The sequence below is a fragment of the Kitasatospora sp. MBT63 genome (genome assembly GCF_000710465.2).
Lineage (GTDB): Bacteria > Actinomycetota > Actinomycetes > Streptomycetales > Streptomycetaceae > Kitasatospora.
In genome coordinates this window covers 1-25,057 of sequence record NZ_JAIZ01000252.1, presented here as the reverse complement: position 1 = coordinate 25,057, position 25,057 = coordinate 1, and the positions used below count along the sequence as shown (strand labels likewise).

Annotated in this window: 24 protein-coding genes and 1 pseudogene; 8 read left to right on the top strand and 17 right to left on the bottom strand. The window is 73.5% G+C overall.

Features of this window, described 5'->3' with window-relative positions:
- The 6 genes from AA75_RS51935 to AA75_RS53995 all read right to left on the bottom strand — a co-directional run.
- A partial coding sequence (locus tag AA75_RS51935; protein WP_033820693.1) for a phosphoadenosine phosphosulfate reductase family protein occupies positions 1-391 on the bottom strand: 391 nt, incomplete at its 3' end.
- Positions 388-969, bottom strand: a complete 582-nt coding sequence (cysC, locus tag AA75_RS15985) for an adenylyl-sulfate kinase (protein ID WP_051812525.1) — start codon at positions 967-969, stop codon at positions 388-390. The genes AA75_RS51935 and cysC, both read right to left, overlap by 4 nt.
- A 53-nt stretch (positions 970-1,022) precedes the next feature.
- Positions 1,023-1,721 (bottom strand): phosphoadenylyl-sulfate reductase, encoded by a 699-nt coding sequence (locus AA75_RS15980; RefSeq protein ID WP_033820692.1) that lies wholly within the window; start codon positions 1,719-1,721, stop codon positions 1,023-1,025.
- Positions 1,705-1,881 (bottom strand): hypothetical protein, encoded by a 177-nt coding sequence (locus AA75_RS50895; protein ID WP_199520336.1) that lies wholly within the window; start codon positions 1,879-1,881, stop codon positions 1,705-1,707. Before AA75_RS50895 ends, AA75_RS15980 begins: the two co-directional genes overlap by 17 nt.
- The gene (locus AA75_RS15975; RefSeq protein WP_033820691.1) at positions 1,878-3,602 is read right to left on the bottom strand and encodes a nitrite/sulfite reductase; all 1,725 of its coding nucleotides are present in this window, start codon (positions 3,600-3,602) and stop codon (positions 1,878-1,880) included. Before AA75_RS15975 ends, AA75_RS50895 begins: the two co-directional genes overlap by 4 nt.
- A gap of 195 nt (positions 3,603-3,797) precedes the next feature.
- Complete coding sequence (locus AA75_RS53995) at positions 3,798-3,881, bottom strand: putative leader peptide (RefSeq protein WP_310593185.1); 84 nt, start codon at positions 3,879-3,881, stop codon at positions 3,798-3,800.
- A gap of 216 nt (positions 3,882-4,097) precedes the next feature.
- On the opposite strand from AA75_RS53995, the gene AA75_RS15970 reads away from it, so the two are divergent.
- Both AA75_RS15970 and rsgA read left to right on the top strand, forming a co-directional pair.
- Entirely contained in the window at positions 4,098-5,393 is a 1,296-nt protein-coding gene (locus tag AA75_RS15970) for a YihY/virulence factor BrkB family protein (protein WP_051812523.1), read from the top strand.
- Positions 5,394-5,672: 279 nt separating this feature from the next.
- Positions 5,673-6,764, top strand: a complete 1,092-nt coding sequence (gene rsgA / locus AA75_RS15965) for a ribosome small subunit-dependent GTPase A (RefSeq protein WP_033820690.1) — start codon at positions 5,673-5,675, stop codon at positions 6,762-6,764.
- A 74-nt stretch (positions 6,765-6,838) separates the two neighbouring features.
- Here the strand turns inward: rsgA and AA75_RS15960 are convergent, their stop codons facing one another.
- From AA75_RS15960 to AA75_RS15945, 4 genes are all read right to left on the bottom strand, one after another.
- Positions 6,839-8,266 carry a GH1 family beta-glucosidase gene (locus AA75_RS15960; RefSeq protein WP_033820689.1) on the bottom strand — a complete coding sequence of 476 codons (1,428 nt, stop codon included), beginning with the start codon at positions 8,264-8,266 and terminating at the stop codon, positions 6,839-6,841.
- A gap of 29 nt (positions 8,267-8,295) precedes the next feature.
- Entirely contained in the window at positions 8,296-9,132 is an 837-nt protein-coding gene (locus AA75_RS15955; protein ID WP_033820704.1) for a carbohydrate ABC transporter permease, read from the bottom strand.
- 5 nt (positions 9,133-9,137) lie between these two features.
- Positions 9,138-10,076, bottom strand: a complete 939-nt coding sequence (locus AA75_RS15950; protein WP_033820688.1) for a carbohydrate ABC transporter permease — start codon at positions 10,074-10,076, stop codon at positions 9,138-9,140.
- Between the two features lie 77 nt (positions 10,077-10,153).
- The gene (locus AA75_RS15945; RefSeq protein ID WP_033820687.1) at positions 10,154-11,458 is read right to left on the bottom strand and encodes an extracellular solute-binding protein; all 1,305 of its coding nucleotides are present in this window, start codon (positions 11,456-11,458) and stop codon (positions 10,154-10,156) included.
- A gap of 295 nt (positions 11,459-11,753) precedes the next feature.
- Between AA75_RS15945 and AA75_RS15940 the strand changes: the two genes are divergently transcribed.
- Positions 11,754-14,648, top strand: a complete 2,895-nt coding sequence (locus AA75_RS15940) for a glycosyl hydrolase (RefSeq protein ID WP_033820686.1) — start codon at positions 11,754-11,756, stop codon at positions 14,646-14,648.
- A 105-nt stretch (positions 14,649-14,753) separates the two neighbouring features.
- Here the strand turns inward: AA75_RS15940 and AA75_RS15935 are convergent, their stop codons facing one another.
- Positions 14,754-15,188 (bottom strand): ASCH domain-containing protein, encoded by a 435-nt coding sequence (locus AA75_RS15935; protein WP_051812518.1) that lies wholly within the window; start codon positions 15,186-15,188, stop codon positions 14,754-14,756.
- An 82-nt stretch (positions 15,189-15,270) separates the two neighbouring features.
- On the opposite strand from AA75_RS15935, the gene AA75_RS15930 reads away from it, so the two are divergent.
- Entirely contained in the window at positions 15,271-15,861 is a 591-nt protein-coding gene (locus tag AA75_RS15930) for a hypothetical protein (RefSeq protein WP_149038166.1), read from the top strand.
- Positions 15,862-15,885: 24 nt separating this feature from the next.
- Here the strand turns inward: AA75_RS15930 and AA75_RS15925 are convergent, their stop codons facing one another.
- Positions 15,886-16,308, bottom strand: coding sequence for a hypothetical protein (locus AA75_RS15925; RefSeq protein WP_033820684.1), 423 nt, complete (start codon positions 16,306-16,308; stop codon positions 15,886-15,888).
- 94 nt (positions 16,309-16,402) lie between these two features.
- A complete protein-coding gene (locus AA75_RS15920; RefSeq protein WP_051812516.1) occupies positions 16,403-17,485 on the bottom strand; it encodes a LacI family DNA-binding transcriptional regulator in 1,083 nt (360 codons plus the stop codon).
- A 150-nt stretch (positions 17,486-17,635) separates the two neighbouring features.
- Here AA75_RS15920 and AA75_RS15915 point away from each other — a divergent pair, with 150 nt between their 5' ends.
- Both AA75_RS15915 and AA75_RS15910 read left to right on the top strand, forming a co-directional pair.
- Positions 17,636-19,273 (top strand): AlkA N-terminal domain-containing protein, encoded by a 1,638-nt coding sequence (locus AA75_RS15915; RefSeq protein ID WP_082526556.1) that lies wholly within the window; start codon positions 17,636-17,638, stop codon positions 19,271-19,273.
- A complete protein-coding gene (locus tag AA75_RS15910; protein WP_033820683.1) occupies positions 19,270-19,776 on the top strand; it encodes a methylated-DNA--[protein]-cysteine S-methyltransferase in 507 nt (168 codons plus the stop codon). Before AA75_RS15915 ends, AA75_RS15910 begins: the two co-directional genes overlap by 4 nt.
- A 57-nt stretch (positions 19,777-19,833) precedes the next feature.
- On the opposite strand, the gene AA75_RS15905 is transcribed toward AA75_RS15910, so the two are convergent.
- Positions 19,834-20,412 (bottom strand): MarR family winged helix-turn-helix transcriptional regulator, encoded by a 579-nt coding sequence (locus tag AA75_RS15905; RefSeq protein WP_082526555.1) that lies wholly within the window; start codon positions 20,410-20,412, stop codon positions 19,834-19,836.
- A 231-nt stretch (positions 20,413-20,643) separates the two neighbouring features.
- On the opposite strand from AA75_RS15905, the gene AA75_RS15900 reads away from it, so the two are divergent.
- Complete coding sequence (locus AA75_RS15900) at positions 20,644-22,203, top strand: MFS transporter (RefSeq protein WP_051812514.1); 1,560 nt, start codon at positions 20,644-20,646, stop codon at positions 22,201-22,203.
- Positions 22,204-22,396: 193 nt separating this feature from the next.
- Here the strand turns inward: AA75_RS15900 and AA75_RS15895 are convergent, their stop codons facing one another.
- The 3 genes from AA75_RS15895 to AA75_RS15885 all read right to left on the bottom strand — a co-directional run bounded on the left by AA75_RS15895 (position 22,397) and on the right by AA75_RS15885 (position 24,475).
- A complete protein-coding gene (locus AA75_RS15895) occupies positions 22,397-23,002 on the bottom strand; it encodes a DUF305 domain-containing protein (protein ID WP_233289035.1) in 606 nt (201 codons plus the stop codon).
- Between the two features lie 125 nt (positions 23,003-23,127).
- Positions 23,128-23,853: a DUF3105 domain-containing protein gene (locus tag AA75_RS15890; RefSeq protein ID WP_033820682.1), complete on the bottom strand. Its 726-nt coding sequence runs from the start codon at positions 23,851-23,853 to the stop codon at positions 23,128-23,130.
- A gap of 112 nt (positions 23,854-23,965) precedes the next feature.
- Positions 23,966-24,475, bottom strand: coding sequence for a hypothetical protein (locus tag AA75_RS15885; protein WP_149038165.1), 510 nt, complete (start codon positions 24,473-24,475; stop codon positions 23,966-23,968).
- A 295-nt stretch (positions 24,476-24,770) separates the two neighbouring features.
- Between AA75_RS15885 and AA75_RS15880 the strand changes: the two are divergent.
- Positions 24,771-25,057 (top strand): annotated as a pseudogene (locus tag AA75_RS15880) (hypothetical protein); the annotation flags it as partial.

Genomic DNA, 25,057 nt, shown 5'->3' with positions numbered 1-25,057 from the left:
CCAGCAGCGGCACGGTCTGCAGCGGGTTGCGGGTGCCGTCCGGACGCTCGCGCAGCCGGCCGTCGTCGATGAAGTCCTGCACCGAGGCGACGTACAGCCGCAGGTTGTGCTGGGCGGCGGTGCGGTCGCGGTAGGCGATGACCTCGGGGAAGTTGTGCCCGGTGTCGACGTGCAGCAGGGCGAACGGCACCGGCGCCGGGTGGAAGGCCTTCAGCGCCAGGTGCAGCATGACGATCGAGTCCTTGCCGCCGGAGAACAGGATCACCGGCCGCTCGAACTCGCCCGCCACCTCGCGGAAGATGTGCACCGACTCCGCCTCCAGGGCGTCCAGGTGCGACAGCGCGTACGGGTTGCCGTCGGTGGCGACCAGGCTCTGGGCGGCGGTGGTCATGCGAGGCCCCTCTCGGTCAGGAAGGCGTGCAGATCGGCTGCGGACTCGGCAACCGTTCGGCCCTGCGTCTGAATGCGGAGCTCCGGGTCGGCCGGGGCCTCGTACGGGTCGTCCACCCCGGTCAGGCCGGAGATCTCGCCGGCGGCCTGCCTGGCGTACAGGCCCTTGACGTCGCGCTCCGAGCAGAGCTCGACCGGGGTGGCGACGTGGATCTCCAGGAACTCGGTGCCGTTGGCCGCGTGCCGCTCGCGCACCGCGGCGCGGGAGTCAGCGAACGGGGCGATCACCGGGGCCAGCACCTTCACACCGTTGGACGCCAGCTTCTCGGCGACGAAGCCGATCCGGGTGACGTTGGTGTGCCGGTCCTCGCGGGTGAAGCCGAGACCCTTGGAGAGGAACTCGCGGATCTCGTCGCCGTCCAGGACCTCGACCTTGTGGCCCTCGGCACGCAGCCGCTCGGCCAGGGCGAAGGCGAGGGTGGTCTTGCCGGCGCTGGGCAGCCCGGTCAGCCACACGGTGGCGCCGCGCTCGCAGCTGGCGGCCCGGGAGGCCGCCTCCGCGGTGCCCCCGGCGGCCAGGGTGTCGGCTGTCGTCACGGTGGAGTCTCCAGTGGGTAGGTGGTGAGGGTGGTTCAGAGGTGGATGCCGCACTCGGTCTTGCCCGAGCCGGCCCAGCGGCCGGCCCGGCCCTGCTCGCCCTCGCCGGGCTTGGCGGTGCAGGACAGCGGCGAGCAGCCGATCGAGGTGTAGCCCTCCCACAGCAGCGGGTTGAGCAGCACGCCGTTGGCGGCCACGTAGGCGTCCACGTCGCCCTGGGTCCAGCGGGCGATCGGGGCGATCTTCACCTTGCGGCGCTTGGGGTCCCAGGCGACCACCGGGGTGTTCGCCCGGCTGGGGGACTCGTCGCGGCGCAGGCCCGTCGCCCAGGCGTCGTAGCCGCCGAGACCGCGGTTGAGCGGCTCGACCTTGCGCAGCGAGCAGCACAGGTCCGGGTCCCGGTCGTGCAGGTTCGGCCCGTACTCGGCGTCCTGCTCGGCGACGGTCAGCTTCGGGGTGAGGGTGATGACGTTGACCGGCATCACCGCGGCCACCGCGTCCCGGGTGCCGATGGTCTCGGCGAAGTGGTAGCCGGTGTCCAGGAACACCACGTCCACGCCGGGGAGGACCGAGGAGGCGAGGTGGGCGACCACGGCGTCCTCCATCGAGGAGGTGACGCAGAACCGCTTGCCGAAGTTCTCGGCGGCCCAGCGCAGCACGTCCTGGGCGGACGCCTCCTCCAGGTCGCGGCCGGCCGCGGTGGCCAGCGCCTCCAGATCAGTCGCGGTGCTCATCCCGATTCCCCCCGTTCGACGGTGACAGCAGGCCGAGGAACTTCAGCTGGAACGCCCGGCGGCAGGCGTGGCACTCCCAGGCGCCGTGTCCGGCCTCGGACGGGCGCAGGTCCTCGTCCCCGCAGTAGGGGCAGAAGAACGGTGCGGCACGTTCACTCATGACAGCGCCTCCTCGTCGGCCCGGGCGGTCCACTGGGCGAACCGCTCGCCCTCCTTGCGCTCCGCCTGGAAGCGGGTCAGCACGCGCTCGACGTAGTCCGGCAGGCCGTCCTTGGTGACCTTGAGGCCGCGGACCTTGCGGCCGAAGCCGGCCTCCAGGCCCAGCGCGCCGCCGAGGTGCACCTGGTAGCCCTCGACCTGGTCGCCGTTCTCGTCGGTGACGAGCTGGCCCTTGAGACCGATGTCCGCGACCTGGATGCGGGCGCAGGCGTTCGGGCAGCCGTTGATGTTGATGGTCAGCGGCTCGCCGAACTCCGGCAGGCGGCGCTCCAGCTCGTCGATCAGGGTGCGGCCGCGCTCCTTGGTCTCGACGATGGCGAGCTTGCAGTACTCGATGCCGGTGCAGGCCATCGTGCCGCGGCGGAACGGGGACGGGGTGACCCGCAGGTCCAGCGCCTCCAGTCCGGCCACCAGCGAGTCGACCCGGTCCTCGGCGATGTCCAGGACCAGCATCTTCTGCTCGGCGGTGGTGCGCAGGCGGTCGCTGCCGTGGGCGGCGGCCAGGTCGGCGACCTTGCCGAGCAGTTCGCCGTCGACCCGGCCGACCCGCGGCGCGAAGCCGACGTAGAACTTCCCGTCCTTCTGGCGGTGCACGCCGACGTGGTCGCGCCAGGTGCCGCTGGGCTCCTTCGGCGCGGGGCCGTCGATCAGGTCGTACTTGAGGTACTCGTCCTGCAGCACCTGGCGGAACTTCTCCACGCCCCAGTCGGCGACCAGGAACTTGAGCCGGGCGCGGTTGCGCAGCCGGCGGTAGCCGTAGTCGCGGAAGATGCCGATGACGCCGCCGTAGACGTCCGCGACCTCCTCCAGCGGGACCCAGGCGCCCAGCCGGACGCCGAGCTTGGGGTTGGTGGACAGGCCGCCGCCGACCCACAGGTCGAAGCCGGGGCCGTGCTCGGGGTGGACCACGCCGACGAAGGCGATGTCGTTGATCTCGTGGGCGACGTCCAGCAGCGGCGAGCCGGAGACCGCCGACTTGAACTTGCGCGGCAGGTTGGAGAAGTCCGGGTTGCCGATGAAGCGGCGCTGGATCTCGTCGATGGCGGGGGTGCCGTCGATGATCTCGTCCTCGGCGATGCCGGCGACCGGGGAGCCGAGGATGACGCGCGGGGTGTCGCCGCAGGCCTCGGTGGTGGACAGGCCGACGCCCTCCAGCTTCTGCCAGATCGCGGGCATGTCCTCGATCCGGATCCAGTGGTACTGGACGTTCTGCCGGTCGGTCAGGTCGGCGGTGTTGCGGCCGTACTGCTGGGAGACCTCGGCGATGGCCTTGAGCTGGGCCACCGTCAGGCGGCCGCCGTCGATCCGGACCCGGAGCATGAAGTACTCGGCGTCCAGCTCGTGCGGCTCGAGGATCGCGGTCTTGCCGCCGTCGATGCCCTCCTTGCGCTGGGTGTACAGCCCCCACCAGCGCATCCGGCCGCGCAGGTCGGCCGGGTCGATCGAGTCGAAGCCGCGCTGGGCGTAGATCGTCTCAATGCGTGTCCGCACGTTGAGACCGTCGTCGTCCTTCTTGAACTGCTCGTTCGGGTTGAGCGGGGTGAAGTGCCCCATGCCCCACTGGCCCTCGCCGCGGTGGCGGGTCACCTTGCGGGCGGCGGCGGGACGGCGCGCGGCGGCGCTGTCGACCTGGGGCTCGACCGGTTCGGGAGTGGGGGCCATGGTGTCGTCCTCTATCGGCTGGCGTGGTTCGGGGCGCTGGCGTCCCGGGCGCGGCCCGCTCCCACCTGCGCGTTCTCGACGGGGAGACGGCAGGAAGTCGATGAGCGGTGACCTGGTGCCCGAGGGCGCCCGCGCATCCGCTGAGCGGGATGGCGGAGGGGTGCGCCGGGTGCGGTGGTGGCAGCGGGGTGGGGCTCAGGTCACCGGACAGATGGCGCTGGACACGCGAAGGAGATCGACGTGGAGTCGACCTACTAGGGTGGTTCCGGCGCTCGGCATGGCAAGAGATTCGCATGGCGCACGACCCCCGGTCCACCATCGTCCGCATTCTGGACGCAATGGTTTCGGAGGGTGAGATGCCCGGCCGGGTGCGGCCGGTCCGCCCGCCCGGCGGACCCGAGCCGCCGCAGTCGCGGCCCCGGCCCGCGGGACGGCCGCGGCGGCACCCCGGTGGGCATCATCGGCAGGGGGGCGCGGGCCGATACCGTAGGGGGCGTGCAAGCAGCAGGCAACACCTCGCAGGACACCCCCGGCCAGTCCGCCGAGCGCCCGGCCCGACGCCGGGGCGGCCGCCGACGTGCGGCGAAGCAGAACACCTGGCGCCGGACCATCTGGGGGCTGGTCAAGGACACCACCAACACCTGCGTCGAGTACCGGGTCACCGGACTCGCCGCGGAGGCGGCGTTCTTCACCCTGCTCTCCATCCCGCCGCTGCTGCTGTGCCTCGCCGGCACCCTCGGCTACCTGGACGACATCCTGGGCGCCGGCACCATCGACAAGCTGAAGGACGACATCGTCTCAGCCACTGGGACGGTGCTCTCACAGAGCTCGGTCGAGCAGATCGTCCAGCCCCTCCTCAGCAAGGTCTTCGACAGTGGCCGCCCCGACCTGATCTCGATCGGCTTCCTGCTGTCGCTGTGGTCCGGCTCGCGGGCGCTCTACATCTTCATCGACACCATCACCGTGATGTACGGCCTGGACGGCAAGCGCGGCATCGTCAAGACCCGCCTGATGTCCCTCGGCCTCTACCTCGGCGCCCTGGCGATCGGCTCCCTGGTGCTCCCGCTGCTGGTGGCCGGACCCGGCCTGGTGATCAACGCCGTGCCGGACTCGGCGGCCCTGGTCAACGCGCTCTACTGGCCCGCCATGATCCTGCTGCTGATCGTCTTCCTGACCACCCTCTACCACGTGGCGGTGCCGGTCAGCACGCCGTGGCGGGAGGACATCCCGGGCGCCCTGGTGGCCCTGGTGGTGCTGGTCGTCTGCAGCGTGCTGCTGCGGCTCTACCTGGTCAGCTCGATCGAGGGCAGTTCGGCCGACGGCCCCTCGGTGTACGGCTCGCTGGCCGCCCCCGTCGCCGTCCTGCTGTGGATCGGCGTGGTCGCCCTCGCCGTCCTGATCGGCGCGGCCATGAACGCCGCCCTGGACCGCCGCTGGCCCACCGTGCAGACCGCCGACGCCCGCGCCGAGAACGAGCGCGCCAGCGAGGAGGCGGCCGCCACCCTGGTCCGCGAGGTGGCCGCCCGGCGCGCCGCCGAACGTGCCGAACGCGCCCGCGAACTGGGCCTCGGCGACGGCGTCGACGAGGAGCTCGACGAGGACGACGACGGCCTGCCGCCATCCGAGTACCCCGAGCGGTGGGCCGCGGTCCTGCCGCCGCACAACCTCCGCGGCCGGCTCGGCGGCTCCGGCCCCCGCCGGGTGCCCCCGCCGCCGCCCGACAGCGATCGGCCCGACTGGCCGCAGCACCCTCCCGAAGCCCCCTTCCCGGGCTCCTGGGACGGCCGGTAGCCGCCGCCGGAAAACCGGTGGTGACCCACCGGGCCGGTGGGCTAGCGTCGGGGACGTCCGGACCGGGCCCCGTACGGGGCTCCGTTCAGCCGTCGTACGAACCAGGAGGTGAGGACCGTGATGGCAGTCGTTGCGGTGAGCGCCCTGCGCGCCCAGAAGCCCACTGTTCCCACCCCCGTGGTCTCCGGCTGACTCCGATCCCTGTGTTCCACCGCGCACCACCGGTGCGCCGACGCGCCGTGCGCGCAGCCGGGGCCGCACCCTCGAAGGGTCCCCCAGTTGAACCTCCCCAACGCTGCCCACCCGCTCTCCGGCTTCGGCTGGGACGAGAGCAGGGCCGCCGAATTCGCCCCCCTCGCCGAGGGGGGCCTCACCCCCGCGCGGATCGCCCGGGTCGACCGCGGACGCTGCGACGTCCTGCTGGCCGATCCCGACACCGGCGAACTGCGCACCGTCCGCGCCGACACCCGGCCGGTCGCCGGTCCCGACCCGGTGGACAGCCCGTGCACCGGCGACTGGGCCGCGGTCGACCTCGCCGCCACCCCGCTGCCCACCGTCGCCGCCCTGCTGACGCGCTCCACCGCGATCGTCCGCAAGGCGTCCGGCGGCCGCTCCGACGGCCAGGTGCTGGCCGCCAACATCGACACCGTGCTGATCGCGGTGTCGCTGGCGCTCGACCCCGACCTCGGCCGGATCGAACGCTTCCTGGCCCTGGCCTGGGAGTCCGGCGCGGAGCCGGTGGTGGTCCTCACCAAGTGCGACCTGGTCGACGACGCCGACCACATCCGGGCCGACGTCGAGGGCATCGCCCCCGGCGTCCCCGTCCTCGCGGTCAGCGCGGAGACCGGGGAGAACATCGACGTGCTGCGGGCCTGCGCGCCCGGCTCCAGCGCCCTGATCGGGCAGTCCGGCGCCGGCAAGTCCACCCTCACCAACGCCCTCGCGGGCCGGGACGTGATGACCGTCCAGCAGACCCGCGACAGCGACGGCAAGGGCCGGCACACCACCACCACCCGCGAGCTGGTCCCGCTGCCCGGCGGCGGCCTGGTCATCGACACCCCTGGCCTGCGGGAGGTCGGCCTGTACGGCGGCGAGGGCCTCGGCCAGGCCTTCGCCGAGATCGAGGAACTCGCCGCACGGTGCCGCTTCGACGACTGCGGCCACCACAGCGAGCCGGGCTGTGCGGTGCTGGCCGCGCTGGAGGACGGCACCCTGCCGTACCGCCGGATGGAGAGCTACCGCAAGCTCCAGCGCGAGAGCGCCTGGATCGCCTCGCGCACCGACGCGCGGCTGCGCAAGGAGCAGCTGCAGAAGTGGAAGACCATCACCAAGTCGATGCGCGGGCCGAACAGCCCGACCAGGCACCGCTGAACCACCGCACCGCGGGGCCGCCCCGGCCGTGAAGGGCTCGGGGCGGCCCCGCGGCCGTTGCGGGGCGGGGCCGGTCAGTGCGGCAGGTCGCCGGTGCGGATCACCTCCGCGTACCAGCGGGCGCTGTCCTTGGGGGTGCGCCGCTGGCTGGCGAAGTCCACGTGCACGATGCCGAACCGCTTGCTGTAGCCGTACGCCCACTCGAAGTTGTCCAGCAGCGACCACAGGAAGTACCCGCGCACCGGCGCGCCGTCCGTCACCGCCCGGCGCACCGCCGCCAGGTGCCCGTGCAGGTAGGCGACCCGCTCGGGGTCGTGCACCGCGCCGCTCGGGTCGGTGTAGTCCTCGTAGGCGGCGCCGTTCTCGGTGACCAGCAGCGGCAGACCCGGCAGGTCGTCGCGCAGCCGGGTGAGCAGCTCGTACAGGCCGTCCGCGTCGACCGGCCAGCCCATCGCGGTGCGGCTGCCCTCGGCGGGCAGGAAGCGCACGCCCTCGTCGGCCGGCCACGGTGACAGCTCGCCGGCGTGGCCGTCCTGGCGGGGTGCCGGGTCGGCGGGGTCGTCGGCGGCGACCACGGTCGGGGTGTAGTAGTTGATGCCCAGCGAGTCGATCGGACGGGAGATCTCGGCCAGGTCGCCGGCCCGGACGAAGGACCAGTCGGTCAGGTGCGCGGTGTCGGCGAGCACGTCGGCGGGGTAGCGCCCGTGGAACACCGGGTCGAGGAAGATCCGGTTGGCCAGGCCGTCGATCCGGCGGGCCGCGTCCAGGTCGGCCGGGCCGGTGGTGAGCGGCCGCACCGCGGCCAGGTTGAGGGTGAGCGAGACCTCGGCGCCGGCGGGCAGCGCGTCCCGCAGCGCGGCGGTGCCCAGGCCGTGCGCCAGCAGCAGGTGGTGGTGGGCGGTCAGGGCCGCCACCGGGTCGGTCCGGCCGGGGGCGTGCACCCCGGAGCCGTAGCCGAGGAAGGCGTTGCACCAGGGCTCGTTGAGGGTGGTCCAGGTGGCGATCCGGTCGCCGAGCCGCTCGGCGGCGAGGGCGGCGTACTCGGCGAATCGGTACGCGGTGTCGCGGTTGGTCCAGCCGCCGTCGTCCTCCAGCTCCTGGGGGAGGTCCCAGTGGTAGAGGGTGGCGACCGGGGCGATGCCGTGGGCCAGCAGCTCGTCCACCAGGCGGTCGTAGAAGTCCAGGCCGGCCCGGTTGGCCGGGCCGCGGCCGCCGGGGCGGATCCGCGGCCAGGCGAGCGAGAACCGGTAGGCGCCCAGGCCCAGTTGGGCCATCAGCGCGACGTCCTCGCGGTACCGGTGGTAGTGGTCGGCGGCGATGTCGCCGGTGTCGCCGTTGCGGACCTTGCCGGCGGTCCGGCTGAAGGTGTCCCAGACGGACGGGGTCCGGCCGTCCAGGGCGGCCGCGCCCTCGATCTGGTACGCGGCGGTGGCCGCGCCCCAGACGAAGCCGGCCGGGAAGCCGCCGGCGCGGACCGGGGAGGGCAGTGCGTCGACGGTCATCTCACCTTCCAGGGGTGTGGGTCGGGGGTTCATCCCTTGACGGCTCCCTGCATGATGCCGCCGACGATCTGGCGGCCGAGCAGTGCGAAGACCACCAGGACGGGCAGGGTGCCGAGCAGGGTGCCGGCCATCACGATCGACTGGTCGGGCACGTAGCCCTGGCCGAGCGACTTGAGGGCGACCTGCACCGTGGGGTTCTGCGAGCTGAGTGCGACGATCGGCCAGAAGAAGTCGTTCCAGGTGGCCATGAAGGTCAGCATGGCGAGCACGGCCATCCCGGGACGGGCCACCGGCAGCACGATCGACACGAAGATCCGCAGCGCCGAGGCGCCGTCCATCCGGCCGGCCTCGATCAGCTCGTCCGGCAGCGCCTGGAGCAGGAACTGCCGCATGAAGAAGACCCCGAACGCGGAGACCAGCGAAGGCAGGATCACCGCCGGCAGCTTGTTCTGCAGGTCCAGCCGGACGATCACCATGAACAGCGGGATCACCCCGAGCTGCGGCGGGATCATCATGGTGCCCACGGTCAGCGCCAGCAGCAGCCCCCGTCCGCGGAAGCGCAGCTTGGCGAAGGCGAACCCGGCCAGGGTGGAGGAGAGCACCACGCCCGCGGTCACCGCCGAGGACACCACCAGCGAGTTGAACAGGGCGCCGCCGATGTCGGCCTGCGCCAGCGCCTCGCCGATGTTGTGGAACAGGTTGGGGCCGGGGGTCAACGCCGGGGTCGGGGCGCTGAGTTCGGCGTTGGAGCGGCTGGCCGCGACCAGCGTCCAGTAGAACGGGAACACCGCCAGCAGGGTGGCGACGGCCAGCACCGCGTACGCGAGTGGGCCGCCCCGGAGCGGGGAACGCCTGGCGAGCTTCATCACGATCACCGGTCCGTACGGTTGCGCCGGGCGGCGACGGCCGCGTTGACCAGGGCCAGTACCACGATCAGCAGGAACATCACCCAGGCCACGGCCGCGGCCCGGCCCAGGTGGAAGAAGGACCAGCCCTGCTCGTACAGGTACAGGCCGAGGGTCTGGTACTGGTGCGAGATGCCGCCGCCCGCGTTGCCCTCGTACAGCAGCGGCTCGCCGAACAGCTGGGTGGCGCCGATGGTGGAGACCACCACCGTGAAGACGATGGTCGGCCGCAGGCCGGGCACCGTGATGTGCCGGAACTGCTGCCAGCGGGAGGCGCCGTCGACGGCCGCCGACTCGTACAGCTCGCCGGGGACGGCCTGCATGCCGGCCAGGTAGATCAGCGCGTTGTAGCCCGTCCAGCGCCAGGTGACGATCGCCGAGACACCGAGCTGCGAGGCCCAGGTGGAGGCCTGCCAGTCGACCGGGCCCAGCCCGGCGCTGCCCAGCAGCCAGTTGATCAGCCCGTAGTCGCGCCCGAACAGCTGGGCGAAGACCAGGGTGGCGGCGGCCACCGAGGTCGCGTACGGCATCAGCATCGCGACCCGGAAGAAGGTCCGCCCGCGCAGCCGGTAGTTCAGCAGGTGCGCCAGGCCCAGCGCCATCAGCAGCTGCGGCACGGTGGACAGCACGCCGATGGTGAAGGTGTTGCGCAGCGCGTTCCAGAAGAACGGGTCCTCGAGCAGCCGGGTGTAGTTCTGCAGCCCGAGCCAGTCCATCCGGTCGGCGGTCTGCAGCTCGACCCGGTGCAGCGAGACGTAGGCGGTGTAGAGCAGCGGGAACAGTCCGAAGGCGGCGAACAGGGTGAAGAACGGCGCGACGAAGCCGTACGGGGCCAGCCGCCCGGTCCGGCGGCGCCGGGGGACGGTGGCCGCGGCGGGCAGCCTGGCGGAGGTGGAGACGGCCATGGGATGGGGTCCTTCGACGGGGCTCCGGCCGGGTCCGGTGTCGGGGACCCGGCCGGGAGCGGTGAACCGGCCTGACGTCAGCTGCCGTTGGCCTTCTTGATGTTGTCCAGGGCGTGCTGCCAGGCGGTCTGCGGCGCGGTCGCGGTGCGCTCCACCTCGCCGAGCGCGTCGGTGAACGCCTTGGTGATCACGCCGTCGTCGGTGCCGAGCACCTGAGCGGGCATGTTGGCCGCGGACTCGCTGAAGATCAGGCCGATCGGCGCGTTGTTGAAGTACGGGTCGGTGGTGTCCTTGATGGCGGCCTGCGCGCCGGTGCTGGACGGGAAGGAACCCTGCTTGGTGAAGAGCTTGGCCTGCTGCTCCTTGGCGGTCAGCCACTTGATCAGCTCGGCCGCCTCCTTGGGGTGCTTGGCGGTCTTCGGCACGGTCAGGTACGAGCCGCCCCAGTTGCCGGTCTTCCCGGGGCCGGGCGCGATGTCCCACTTGCCGGAACCGGCGTCCGCGGCCTGGCCCTTGATGTAGCCGATCATCCAGGCCGGGCAGCTCAGGGTGGCGAACTTGCCGGTGGTGAAGGCCTTGTTCCACTCCGGGGTCCACTGCGGCAGCTTGGCGGACAGCCCGTCCGCGACCAGCCGGGTGGCGTCCGCCCAGGCGGTCTTCACCGCGGGGCTGCTGTCGTGGACCGGCTTGCCGCTCTCGTCCGCGTACCGGATCTTCTGCTGGCCGACCTCGGCGGTGAACATCCCGGCCGCGCTGTCGGTCCAGGCGTTGCCGGCCTCCGCCTTGGCGGCGTACTGCTTGCCCAGGTCCAGGTAGCCCTGCCAGGTGGACCACCGGGCGGCCAGCTCGGTGCGGTCGGTGGGCAGCCCGGCGGCCTTGAACAGGTCGGTGCGGTAGCAGATCGCCTCCGGGCCGATGTCGGTGCCGGCGCCCAGCACCCGGCCGTCGGCGGTCTTCACGGCGGCGCCCTTCCACGGCACCAGGTCGTCGTTGACGCCGCCGAGCCCGAGGGTCTTCAGATCGGTGAACTTGTCGGCCTGCTTCTGCACCACGCTGGCCACCCGGCCGACCTCCAGGCCCTGGACGTCGGCCAGTCCGCCGCCGCCGGCCAGCTTGGTCTGCAGCGCCTGCCAGTACTGGGCCTCGTCCTGGGTGTCGGTCTGCTTGACGGTGATCTCCGGGTGCAGCTTCATGTACTCGTCGTAGAGGCCGCTCTCCTTGAACCCGAAGGTGCCGAAGAGATCCACCGTGAGGGTGACCTTGCCGCCGGCCGCGTCCGCGGAGCCCGAGCCGCCGGAGCCGCAGCCGGTGAGCAGCAGGGTGGCGGCGAGCGCGGTGGATCCGAGGGCGGCGGCGGTGTTACGGACTCTGAACGGGCGCATGGGGGTGCCTCCTGGCGCAGCAGGTCGTGGGTGGCGAGGTGCCGGAGCGGCGGTGCGGGAGAGGATGCCGAGAGATGCTGAGAGCGCTCTCAGGTGGTGCCAGGAGAGTGCCCGGCGGCGGACCGGCCCGTCAAGCCTCCGAAACCTGAACGTAATATTGGGGGTTGGCGGTGTGGCGCATTCACGCCTTGGAGGCGGCAGTCCGGTCAGGAGCGTTGACAGTGCCTTGCGGCGGCTCTAGCGTCCCCACCGCTGAGAGCGCTCTCACCCACCGCCCCCCACCCGAGGTGGACCCATGAAGCTCAGATCCGCGCGCCGCCCGGCAGCCGCCGTCGTGGCGCTCGCCCTCGCCGCCGCGGCCGCGCTGGCCTCGACCGTCGGCGCAGGCAGCGCCGCCGCCGCGACCGTCCCGGTCGGCCTCGGCGGCTACAGCGACAGCCGGCCGGCCGGCACGGCCGGCCCCGCCAACTCCGACGGCGCGCCCGTCACCCCCAAGGTCACCGCCCGGATGGCCGGCCAGGCCGTCCCGACCAACGACTGGTGGTCCTCGCTGGTCTACCAGCGCTACGCGGGCAACCCGTACTCGGAGAACATGTACGGCCACCCGCTCACCTACAAGGCGGTGGCGGCCGGCCTGGAGGTCGGCTACCCCACCACCCCGACCATCACCCCCGACGGCCGCCAGTACGACTACACCCACACCCGGGACCTCACCCTGGGCGTGGCCGGCCTCGACTCCCCGGACACCAAGGTCGACGGCTGGAGCGACTGGACCGTCACCCCGTACTGGGCGGACGGCGCGCACACCTTCAGCGCCACCATCGGCCACGGACTGCCGTACGTCTACGCCCACGCCACCGGCGGCGCGGCGCAGGTCACCACGGCCGGGACCCCGACCGTCTTCGCCAGCCAGGGCAACGTCCTCGGCATCACGGTGACCGGCCACCACTACGGCCTGTTCGCGCCCACCGGCACCAGCTGGAGCGTCAACGGCACCACCCTGAGCGCGGCTCTCGGGTCCAAGGACTACTACTCGGTCGCCGTCCTGCCCACCCCCGCCGACCTGGACCTCTACCGCGGCTACGCGTACAGCTTCGTCACCGGCACCCGCGCCGACTGGAGCTACCAGGCCGCCGCCGCCACCCTCACCACCGGCTACACCGTCACCACCGCCCCGCAGGAGGGCACCCGCACGGGCACCCTGCTCGCCCTCTACCCGCACCAGTGGCAGGCCGCCACCGACCCGCTGACCGGCCTCGGCTACGTCTCGCCGCGCGGGCCGATGAAGGTCCGCGAGGGCAGCGGCTTCACCACCGTGCAGAGCGTGGGCGGCGTGCTGCCGTCGCTGCCGGACACCGGTGCCTACGACCGTGCCGCGCTGGGCGCCCTGGTCCGGCAGGAGGCCGACGCCGCCGACCCGTTCGCCGGTGCCACCGACACCTACTGGACCGGCAAGGCGCTCGGCAGGCTCGCCCAACTCGTCCCGATCGCCGACCAGTTGGGCGACACCGCGGCCCGGGACAAGCTGCTCGGCCTGATCAAGGGCAAGCTGCAGACCTGGTTCCGGGGCACCGGCTCACCCGGCTTCTCCTACGACGCGGTCTGGAAGACCCTGATCGGCTACCCCGCCTCCTACGGCACCGACGCCGAACTCAACGACCACCACTTCCACTACGGCTACTTCGTCCAGGCCGCCGCCACCGTCGCCCGCTACGACTCCGCCTGGGCCGCCGACAGCGCGTGGGGCGGAATGGTCAAGCTGCTCGCCAAGGACGCCGCCAACGCCGACCGCACCGACACCCGCTTCCCGCTGCTGCGCAACTTCGACGTCTACGCGGGCCACAGCTGGGCCTCCGGCCACGCCGGCTTCGCCGCCGGCAACAACCAGGAGTCCTCCTCGGAGTCGCTCGACTTCAGCTCAGGACTGATCCTCTACGGCTCCGCCACCGGCGACACCACCCTGCGTGACCTGGGCATCTACCTCTACACCACCGAGGCCAACGCGGTGGAGCAGTACTGGTTCGACGCCGACCGGGCGAACTTCCCGGCCGCATTCGGCCACGACACGGTGGGCATGGTCTGGGGCAGCGGCGCCGCCTACTCCACCTGGTGGACCGCCGCCCCCGGCATGATCCACGGCATCAACGTGCTGCCCGTCACCGGCGGTTCGCTCTACCTCGGGCGCCGCCAGGACGAGATCCGGGCCAACCTGGCCGAGCTCAAGGCCGGCAACGGCGGCGTGTTCACCGACTGGCGCGACCTGCTCTGGGAGTTCCAGGCGCTCGCCGACCCGGCCGCCGCCAAGGCCGCCTGGGACGCCGGCAACGCCGGTTACACCCCGGAGGAGGGCGAGTCCAGGGCCCACACCTACCACTGGATCTACAACCTCGCGACGCTCGGCACGCTCGACCCCACCACCACCGCCGACACGCCGACCGCGGCCGTCTTCGCCAACGGCGCCACCCGCACCCACGTGGCGCACAACTACACCACCGCGGCGCGCACCGTCCGCTTCTCCGACGGCTACACCCTCACCGTGCCGGCCCGCTCCACGGCGAGCGAACGCGGCACCACCCCCGACGGTGGCACCGGCGGCCCGACCGGATCCCCCTCGCCGTCGCCCTCGCCGTCCCCGTCGCAGTCCACCTCCCCGTCGCCGTCGCCCTCCTCATCGCCGTCGGTGCCGCCGACCACCGGCAGCACCTTCCACCTCCAGCCCGGCGGCGTCCTCACCACCGCCTACGGCAGCGGCGCCACCGCGGACCAACTGCCGTCCGCCGACGGCGGCAACCACGACGGCACGCCGTACCGGGCCAAGGTCTACGAGGTGCGCAACCTGAACGGCACCCCGAAGCCCGGCGCGGCGACCGACTTCGACCTGTACCTGGACGCGGGCTCCGCCGTCGGCCTCGGCCAGCAGGTCAGGATCTCCTACGACCTGACCGGCGACGGCACCTTCGAACGCGTCGAGACCTACCGCTACTTCGCGACCGACCCGGTGGCCGGCTGGGAACGCTACTCGGGCGCCACGGCCGGGCTCGCCGCCGCGACCGGCACGCTCGGCACCCTCGACCACGGCACCGTCCGGGTGGAGGTCTGGCCCGCCATCGGCAACGCTCCGGCGCAGCTGCGGGTCGGCGCCACCCAGGGCCAGGGCAGCGCCTCCGTGCTGCGGATCCCGTTCACCTGACGGACGGGAGCCGCGGAGGGCGGCCGGGCGGTCGCGGGACCGCCCGGCCGCCCGCGTTCCGCCTACCGCCGCACCCTTGCTCAGCGGCCCGGTGCCACGCCCTTGTTAGCGGCCCGGTGCCACGACCACCCGGAAGCGTTCCAGCACCACCTCGGTGGAGTCGTCCACCGTGAACTCCGGTTCCTCCAGGACCTCCAGCAGCTCCGGACTGCGCCAGAACCCCTCGTGGGTCGCCCGCCACTCGGCCACCGTCCGGTACCCCTCGCCCTCGTCCAGCGCGTGCTGCAGGCCGACCTCGCCGAGCGGGACCACCCGTACCCCGGTCACCTCGATCACGGCCACCGGCCGGTCGTCCGAGTCGACCACCGCCTGCCGGTCGCCAGGGGCGGGCAACTCCTCGCCGAGCTTGCGGTACTCGGCCAGCAGGCCGGTGGTGCTGGTCTTGGCGCCGCTCAGCACAGCGGCCACCAGGGCGTCCCGGAGCGGCCCCGGGAAGGCGAACTCGGACTTGGGCAGGCCGGCGTACGGATCATCAGTCATGGCCCGACGGTAGGATGTTCACCGCCGTGGCGCTGCGAATAATCCACGCCGGCGGGGCGGCCATGAGCGCGAGGGGGCGGCTGTGCGGTGGGGGAGAGCGGCCGGTGCGGCGGGTGCCGCCGTACTGGCGGTGGCGGCCGTCGCGGGCTGCGGTACCGGCCATGACGGCCCGGCGCCGTCCCGGCCCTCGCCGAGTACGGACCGGTGGCGGGCCTCCGAGGTCGAGACCGACACCGGGCCACTGGCCGAGGCCCTCCCGAGGCTCGGCGAGATCGTCGCGCTGCACTGGCAGGAGGAGTCACCGGGTGGCAGCTCCCGGCTCCCCGGGCCGACCGATTACTTCCTGCGCGGGTTCGTCCAGCTGCGCCCCGGCGCGGTGGCCGCGCTGACCGCCACCGCCACCGAAGCCGGGACGCTCAGGCCCGTGGAGCTGCGGGCCGGGGAGCACCTCGGAGCCGCCGTCCCGGCCGCCCTCGCGCCGTACGCGCCCGCCGGGGGCGGCTGGGTGCACAGTGCGGCGCTCGACGAACAGCTGGTGCGCGCCGACCACGCCGAGCTCTACTTCCACCCGGCCTCGGACACCGTCTACCTCTTCGGCGTCAACCTGGGCCGGGCCGACGCCGTCACGGTCGGTACCGACGGCGCCGCGGCCACCCCTGCTGCCACGCACTGAACTCCTGCCGGGCACGGCGCCGGGCTAACCGCTCTCGCCGGTGCGCCCGGAGAGCCGTTCGTGGCGCTGCCGGGCGGCCTGCGGGGTGCCGAGGCCGAGCCCGAACGCGACCTCCTGCCAGGTGAAGCCGCGGCCGCGGGCCATCGTGATCAGCCCCTCCTCCAGCTCCTCCAGCTCGGCACGGGCCTGCGGCAGCAGGGTCAGCGCGGCGACGATGTCGGCCCGGTCCACCTCCGGCTCATCGGGGTCGGGCAGCGCGGTGCCGCTGAGCAGCAGTGACACCAACCTGGCGGCCTCGTGCGGGGAGGGCAGGTGGGCGTTGGCCTGACGGCGGCGCTGCTCCTCGGTGGCGGCATGCCGCTCGGCGATCCGGAACAGGGCGGCGGCGGTGCGCTCGGCCCGGGCCTGATGGGCGTCGGGCAGTGCGAAGGGGTCGTCGGAGGTCATGGATCGACCCTCCTCCGGGCCCGGCCTGTTGTCAACGGATTATGTTGAACACTTCGTTCAAGCAGGTGCGGGTCGGCCTGCTCGGGCCACCCGCTCAGGCCGAACCGCGCCGTACCAGCCGGGTCGGGGTGATCACCGAGGTGGGGGCCGCACCCCGGCCGACCGCCGGTCCGCCCTCGCCGGACAGGTGCCGCAGCAGCAGCCGCGCCATCAGCCGCCCCATCTCCTCGATGTCCTGCCGGACGGTGGTCAGCGGCGGCTCCGTCCACGCGGCGATCGACTCCACGTCGTCGAAGCCGACCACCGCGACGTCCTGCGGTACCCGGCGGCCGGCCTCGCGGAGCACCCGCATTGCGCCCGAGGCCATCGAGTCCGAGGCGGCGAACACCGCGTCCAGGTCGGGCCGCCGGGCCAGCAGCTCGGCCATCGCCCGGCCGCCGCCGTCCGGCGTGAAGTCCCCCTCGGCGATCAGTCCGGGGTCGCCGTCGGGCAGCAGATCGCGGTAGCCGTCCAGGCGGTCCACCGACGAGGTCTGGTCGAGCGGGCCGGTGATGGTCGCGATCCGGCTGCGGCCGAGCTCGCGCAGGTGCTGGACGGCGAGCCTGGCCCCGCCCCGGTTGTCGCTGTCCACGTACACCAGCTCCCGGTCCGACTCGGCGCCCGGCCAGCCGGGCCGGCCGCCGACCACGAACGGAAGGCCGACCCGCCGGGCGATCTGCGGCAGCGGATCGGAGTGGTGCAGCGAGAACAGCAGCACCCCGTCGACGTGCCCGCCGGCCAGGTAGCGGCCGACCCGGTCGTAGTCGCGCTGCTCTTCGATCATCAGCAGCACCATCTGGTTGTCGGCCGCCGACAGCTCGCGGCCGATGCCGCGCAGGTGCTGGGCGAAGAACGGATCGGAGAAGATCCGGCTCTCCGGCTCGGCGACGACCACCGCGATGGCCTGGTTGCGGCGGGTCACGAGGGTGCGGGCGGCCAGATTGGGCACGTACCCGAGCTCATCGACGGCCTGCCGGACCTTCTCCCGCAGCTCCTCGCGCACCCCGGCCCCGCCGTTGACCACCCTCGAAGCGGTCGCCCGGGAGACTCCGGCCCGCTCGGCCACCGACTCCAGGGTCGGCCGCGCGAGGCCGGCGGTGCCCCTGCCCGGCGGCTGCTGCTCCGGTAGTTCGGCCACGGTGTGCTCCTCTCGCGGACTGTTCCCCGCTGAGCCTATCGGGTCGGTCCAGCGGCTGAGAGCGCTCCCAGGGTGGGGGTCGACCCGGGCCCGACCGCCGTGTCCGAAACCCGCCGGTCGAGGCTCCGCGGATGCCGCAGACTGGAGAGCGTGATCGACGACGAGACCAGGTACCGGGCGGTGGACAGCCGCGACGCCCGCTTCGACGGGGTGTTCTTCACGGCCGTCCGGACCACCGGCATCTACTGCCGGCCGAGCTGCCCGGCGGTCACCCCGAAGCGGGTGAACTGCTCCTTCTACCCCACCGCCGCAGCCGCCCAGGGCGCGGGCTACCGGGCCTGCCGCCGCTGCCGTCCGGACTCCGTCCCGGGCTCGCCCGAGTGGAACCACCGGGCGGACCTGGTCGGCCGCGCGATGCGCCTGATCGGCGACGGCGTCGTCGACCGCGAAGGCGTGGCCGGCCTGGCCGGCCGGCTCGGCTACAGCGCCCGCCAACTCCAGCGCCAGCTCACCGCCGAACTCGGCGCCGGGCCGCTGGCCCTCGCCCGCGCCCAGCGTGCCCAGACCGCCCGGCTGCTCCTGCAGACCACCGAACTCCCGGTCACCGAAGTCGCGTTCGCCGCCGGCTTCGCCTCCGTCCGGCAGTTCAACGACACCGTCCGCGAGGTGTACGACCGCACCCCGAGCGGCCTGCGCACCGAGGTCGCGGCCGGCCGCCGCGGCGGCGGCACACCCGGCACCATCAGCCTGCGGCTCGCCTACCGCGGCGCGCTCGACAGCGCGCACCTGATCGACTTCCTGGCGCTGCGCGCCGTCCCCGGGGTGGAGGAGGTCGTCCCCGCGGCCGTGCCCGGGGCGCGCACCTACCGCCGCACCCTGGCCCTCCCCTACGGCCACGGCATCGCCGAGGTCGACGGGCTCCGCCCGGACGACCCGCCGACCCGCGGGTGGCTGGACTGCCGGCTGGTCCTGGCCGACCTGCGCGACCTCACCACGGCCGTGCACCGGCTCCGGGCCCTGTTCGACCTCGACGCCGACCCCGACACCGTCGACGGCCAGCTCGGCGCCGACCCGGCCTTCGGGGCCTCGGTCCGGGCCCGCCCCGGCATCCGCTCACCCGGCCACGTCGACCCGCACGAACTCGCCGTCCGGGCCGTGCTCGGCCAGCAGATCACCGTCGCCGCCGCCCGTACGCTCGCCGGACGGCTGACCGAGCAGTACGGGGAGGCGCTGCCGCAGCCGAGCGGCGGACTGCGGCTGCTCTTCCCGACCGCCGCGGCGCTCGCCGAGGCGGCCCCCGAACACCTCGCGATGCCGGAATCCCGGCGCCGGGCCCTGCGCGGCCTGTGCGCGGCCCTCGCCGGGGGCGCGGTCCGGCTCGACGGCGGGGTGGACCGCGAGCAGGCCGCCGCCGAACTGCTCGCGCTGCCGGGCATCGGCCCCTGGACGGTCGGCTACCTGCGGATGCGGGCGCTGGCCGACCCCGACGTCTTCCTGCCGACGGACGCGGGCGTACGCCACGGCCTGCTCCGCCTCGGCCTGCCGGGCGACCCGAAGGCGGCCCAGGCGGCCGCACCGGCCTGGGCGCCCTGGCGCTCGTACGCCGTGCACCGGCTCTGGGTGGTGGCCGGCGGGCCGGCCGACGGGCAGGTCACCGTACCGGCGGCCGGGCAGGTCACCGGGCAGGTCACCGGGCCGGGGGCCGTGCCGGGTGGCCTGACCAGGGTGGCAGCACGACTCGTGGACAGCACAACTCTCGTGGACAGCACAACTGAGGAGAAGGCATGACAACGGCGTTCACGACCATGGACAGCCCGCTCGGGCAACTTCTGCTGAGCGGCGTGTACCAGGACGATGGCCCGCTGGCGCTCACCGCGGTCACCGCCCCCGGTCAGAAGGGCGCGCAGACCGAACCGGCCGACGGCTGGGTGCCGGACGCGGACGCCTTGGCCCCCGCCGTGGAACAGCTCACCGCGTACTTCGCGGGCGAGCTGACCACCTTCGACCTCCCGCTCGCCCCGGTCGGCACCGAGTTCCGGCAGCGGATCTGGACCGCGCTCGACGACATCCCGTACGGCACCACCGTCACCTACGGCTGGCTGGCCGACGCGGCCGGGCAGTCGCCGCGCGCGGTGCGGGCGGTCGGTGGCGCGGTCGGTGCCAACCCGCTGCTGGTGATCCGCCCGTGCCACCGGGTGCTCGGCGCGAACGGCGCACTGACCGGCTTCGCCGCCGGGACGGACAACAAGCGGCTGCTGCTGGAACTCGAGCGCGGCGCGGCCCTGGTCTGATCCGGTCTGATCCGGCTTCGGGTCCCGCCTGCGGGGCCGGGACCGTTACCGGTGCCGTCAGCCGGTGCCGGTGATGCTGCCGGACCCGGTCACCGTGGCGCTGCTGCCGCCGGTGCTGCTTCCGCCGCCGCTGGTGAGGGAACGGGCGAGCTGCTCCAGCCCGGGCAGGGCCAGCATGACGGCGTCCCGGTTCTCGGGGGAGAGGCTCTCCAGTGCGTCGGCGAGGCGGCGCTCGTGGGCCTGCCGCCAGTCGTGCAACTGCCGGTGGCCGGCCTCGGTCAGCGCGATCCGGGCGGTCCGGCGGTCACCCGGATCGGCCTGGCGGTCCACGAAACCGGCGTCCAGCAGCTTCCCGATCAGCCCGCTGACGGTGTTCGGCGCCAGCCGCTGCCGCTCCGCCAGCTCACCCACCCGCAGCGGCGCGGCGGCGAGCGTCTGCAACAGCTCCACCTGCGCCATCGGGAGCGACTCCCACGGGTAGTCCGTCCGGATACTGCTGCGCAGCGCGCGGCGGAGCCGGGTGATCACATCGGTCAGCCGCTGCGCGCGGGCCAGCCGGGCCGACTCCTCCAGGGCGGAGGACCCCGGTACCGAGGGTTCGGACGGCGGCGGAACTGGCGTAGGCTGCGGCGGCATGGCGGACAGCGTATCCGGTCGCCGCCGTCCGGTCGGCCGCTGACCAGCTCCGGAGCCGATCCGCTTGGTGCCCGATCCGTTCGACACTCGATCCGTTCGACACCTGATCTGCTCGGCATGAGATCTGCTCGACATGAGGTCTACTCGGTGACGGATCTACTCGACATCAGATCTGATCGTTGCCGGAACGTCTCTGCTCAAGATTATCTCTGCGGGCGATATATTGGCCGGGTGTCCACCCCTGCTCTCGCCCGCCGCCTGCTCGCCAGTCCGCTGCTCGCCGAGCGGCCCCGCCCCCGGGCGGTTGCCGCCTGGCCGCACGCGCACTGGCTCGCCGTCGGTACGGTCTGCGTCGGCGCGTTCCTCGGGCAGCTCACTGCAAGCATCACCGCCCTGGTGTTCCCGGCGCTGCAGGCGAGCTTCCACGCCGGCCTGGCCGAGGTCGAGTGGGCGGCGCTCGCGTACCTGCTGGTCCTGGTCGCCCTGCTCGCTCCGGTCGGCAGGCTCTCCGACGTGGTCGGCCGGAAGACCGTCTACCTCGGCGGGTTCGCGGTCTTCGCGCTCGCCTCTCTGGCCGCGGGCCTGTGCGGCGGCCTCGGTCTGCTGGTGCTCTGCCGCGCGGTCCAGGCGGTCGGCGGCGCGATGATGCAGGCCAACAGTGTCGCGCTGGTCGCCCGAGGGGTGCCGGCGCACGCGATGCGGGCCGCGCTCGGCATCCAGGCTGCCGCGCAGGCGCTCGGCCTGGCGCTCGGCCCGACGCTGGGCGGCCTGCTGGTGACCCATGCCTCCTGGCGGTGGGCCTTCTGGATCAACGTGCCGATCGGTCTGTTCGGCATCCTGGCCGGCTGGTTCCTGCTGCCGCGCACCCGCCCGACGGCGTCCGCCGCCACCCCCGTACGGGCGCCCGCGCCGGTGCCCGGACCGGCGCCCGTACCCGTACCTGTGCCCGTACCTGTGCCCGTACCGCCGTGCGCCGCGGAGCCGCATGCGGCGGTGGCGGTGGCGGTGGCGGTGGAGGAGGGGCGGTTCGACCTGGCGGGGCTGCTGCTGCTCGCCGGTGCGTCCGCCACCCTGCTGCTCGCGCTGTCGACCGCTTCCGGGCTTCCGTTGCCGGGCTGGGCGGTGCTGGTGCTGCTGGCCGCCTCGGCGGTGCTCTCGGTGGCCCTGGTGCGCCAGGAGCAGCGAGCCGACCGTCCGATCATCGCCCCGGGGCTGGTCAACACTCCCGGCATCAGGGCCGGTCTGGTGCTCGCCCTGGTGGGGTACCTGCTGCTGTTCTGTCCGCTGGTGCTCGGCCCGGTGATGCTGGCCGGCGCCGGTGCGCCGGCGACCACGGCGGGCCTGGTGATCACCGCGCTGCCGGGTGCATTCGCGGTCGCCGCCACTTTCGGCGGCCTGCTGCTGCCGCGCGGGTGCACGGACGCCACTCGGTGCCGGGTGGGAGCGCTCGGTGCGGCCGCGGGCCTGGGTGCGATGGCGCTGCTCCCGATCGGGGCGGGCACCGCCGTACCGGCCCTGCTGGTGATGGGGTTCGGGCTCGGGTTGCTGCTGCCCGCCAACAACGCGCTGGTGATGCGGGCGATCCCGGCGGAGAGTTCGGCGGTCGGCGGCGGCATGGTGAACACGGTGCGCAGCCTCGGTACGGCGCTGGGGACCGCGCTGCCGGTGCTGGGCGTCCACCTGGCGGGCCATCGGTCCGGTGGCCGGGCCGTCCTGCTGCTGCTCGCGGTGATCGCGCTGGCGGCCGCCGGCTCCGCGGGCGCCTCCGACCGGGCCGCCGCCCGGCGCTGACGCGGCGCCGGACGCCTTGTCGCGCTGTGCACGTCGGACGTCCGAACGTCCCGGGCACGCGACCGAGTTGGGCCGGACACGCGACCGGGGCGGCCGGATGCGCGACCGGGGTGGGCCGGACCGCCGTGGTCAGGCCCACCCCGGTCGCGTCCCGGCGGCGTGTCGGTTGCCGCCGGGACCGTGGTGTCAGGTGTCAGGTGAGCGGCTTGGCGCCCCGCTCGGCGAGCATGTCCGTGATCAGGCCGATCTCGGCCTGCTGCCCGTTGATCATCGTCTGGGCGAGCCGCTTCTCGGCCGGGTTGGTGCTGGCGTCGACGTACGCCTGGGCCATCCCCAGCCCGCCCTTGTGGTGCTCGATCATCAGCTGCAGGTACCAGACCTCGGCGTCCCGGCCGTTGAGCGAACGCAGCCGGTCCAGCTCGGTGTTGGTCGCCATGCCGGGCATCAGCGAGCCGTCGTGCGCCTCGTAGGTGTGGCCCATCCACGCCATCGGCTTGGCCGCGGAGGTCTGGGTCAGCCCCCACTGGTCGAGCCAGCCCATCAGCATGCCGCGCTGGTTGGCCTGGGTGTTGATGATGTCGAAGGCCAGCGTGCGGACGGCCTCGTCCCCGGTCCGGTCGCGGACGATGAACGACATGTCCACCGCCTGCTGGTGGTGGGCGGCCATGTCCCGGGCGAAGCCCGCCTCCGGGGAGTCGGTGGCGGGTGTCGCCGCGGCGGTGACGGCCGTGCCGGAGGCGGGCGGACCGCCCGCCAGCAGGGCGGGCAGACCGAGGCCGAGCGCCACCACGGCCGCCAGAGCGGCCGGCCACCAGAGCCGGCGCCGGGGTGCCCCGGCCGGTCCGGCGCCGAGCTCCTCGGGCCCGGCCACCGCGGTGGCGGTGGCGCCGGCGTTGGCGTCCGGGCGGTTCTTCCCGGCCGGGGTCACTTCATGGCCCCGTTGCTGCAGGACGCGCCGGGCTCCTGGGTCTGCGGCCCCTGCACGTACTTGGTGAAGAACTGCTCGACCCGCGGGTCGGTGGCGCTGTCGACCTTCAGCTGGGTGCCCCAGGCGTTGAGGGTGATGGTGCCGGCCTCGTCCGGGTACGGGCTCATGAAGGAGTACGGGGTGACCTTGACCTTCTCCGAGAGCGCCTTGATGTCGTCCGGGGTGGCCTTGGCGTTGTAGGTGACCCAGACGGCGCCGTGCTCCAGCGAGTGGACGGCGTTCTCGTTCTGAACCGGCTGGTCGTAGACGTTGCCCATGCAGGTCAGCCAGACCGGGTTGTGGTCGCCGCCGACCGGCGGGGTCTGCTGGTAGGTGACCTTGGTGCTGACGTGGTTGCGGGTGAGGTTGTCGAAGGTCTGGACGCCGTCGATCGGGGCGTTCGCCGCGTCCTTGCGCGCCTTGTCGGCGGCCGCGGCGGCGGCCTTCTTGTCGTCCCGCTTCTGCTTGGCGTCCAGCGCGATCCAGCCGCCGACGGCGACCATGCCGCCGATCAGCACGGTGGCCAAGCTGATGGCGATGAACTTGTTGCGCTTGTCGCGGCGTTCCTCGGCGGCGCGCAGCTCGGCGATCCGGGCCCGGCGGTCGGCGGCCTGGTCGGCGCGGCCGCCGGGGCGGCCCTGCCGGTTCGCCGACTGCTTGGACTGCTTGGAGGCGGAACCCATGGGATGTCCTTGTCCCCGCCGTGCGTTCTGGCACAGCGGTGTGCGGGGTGGTGGGGTGCGGCGGAGCCGCCGGGCCGAGCGGGGTCGGCCGTGATCCGGCGGTGGGTTCCGCTCAGGTCCGGTTGACTTGGAGGATGTGCAGGTCGGGCGAGTGGTCGGCGCCGTGCAGTGCCCCGGCGCAGGCCCCGGCCGCGGTCGGCAGCCGGGCCGGGACCAGCCGGGCCGCCACCACGGTGGCGGGCTGCGGGGGAGCGTTCGGGAGCTGGGCCTCGGGTCCGCAGAACGGATGGTTCGAGCAGCCGCTGCCCGGGACCGGGTGCCCGCCGTCGGCGGTGCACCAGGTCAGCGGGGTGTTCTCCGACCCGGCCGGGGCCGCCGGCCGGGCCCGGCCGTGGTGGCGGTCCTGCTGGCGGTCCTGGTGGTCCGGGACGGCGTGGCCGACCACCGTGGTCACCGGGAGCGGGGCGGCGGCCGGGTGCGCGCCGACGGCGCCGGACCGGTCCGCGCAGGGCAGCAGCGCCATCAGGCCGGTCAGGAGCAGGGACCACAGCACCACGGCCGGACGGGGGACCGCGGGTGCGGCTCTCCCCGGCGGGGGTACGGTCGGCCCTGGCACGGTCATGCGCACATATTAATCAGCCGAACGAGTGATGTGATGCCCCTCGTCGGCCTTCCTGGGCCTGCTGGTCACAAGCGGGTTGCCGCTTCATCGCCCCTGGTTGGGGCACTTCCGACAAGCCCGGACGGATCGTCCCCCGAGATGGCCGGAACGCCCCTCCCACGGGATGGCCGGTTGTCCCGGAATCCCGGACACGGTCGGTTCCGGTCGGGAACAATGACGACGAGGCCGGCACCGGGGGCCGCTCGGCGGTCGGCGCGCGCTCGGCAGACGGCACACACGGACGAGGAGCGGCCAGTTGAGCGACCAGGGTGCACACCCGCAGCTGCGGCCGGAGGACGGCTGGTGGCACGCGGTCTACCAGGGCCCGGCCGGCACCCTGCCGGACACCCCGGACGCGGTGCCGGACGCGGGCAGTGTGGACGACTGGTTCAACTCGGCGGCCGGGGTGATCGGTGCCCCGCGCACGGCCGGCTCCGTTCCCCACCCGCCCGAGGGCACCGTCCCCGCGCCGGAGAGCCCGGCGATGGACAGCCCCGCGCCGGCGCTGACCGCCGAGCCTGCCGTGACCGCCCCCGTACCCGC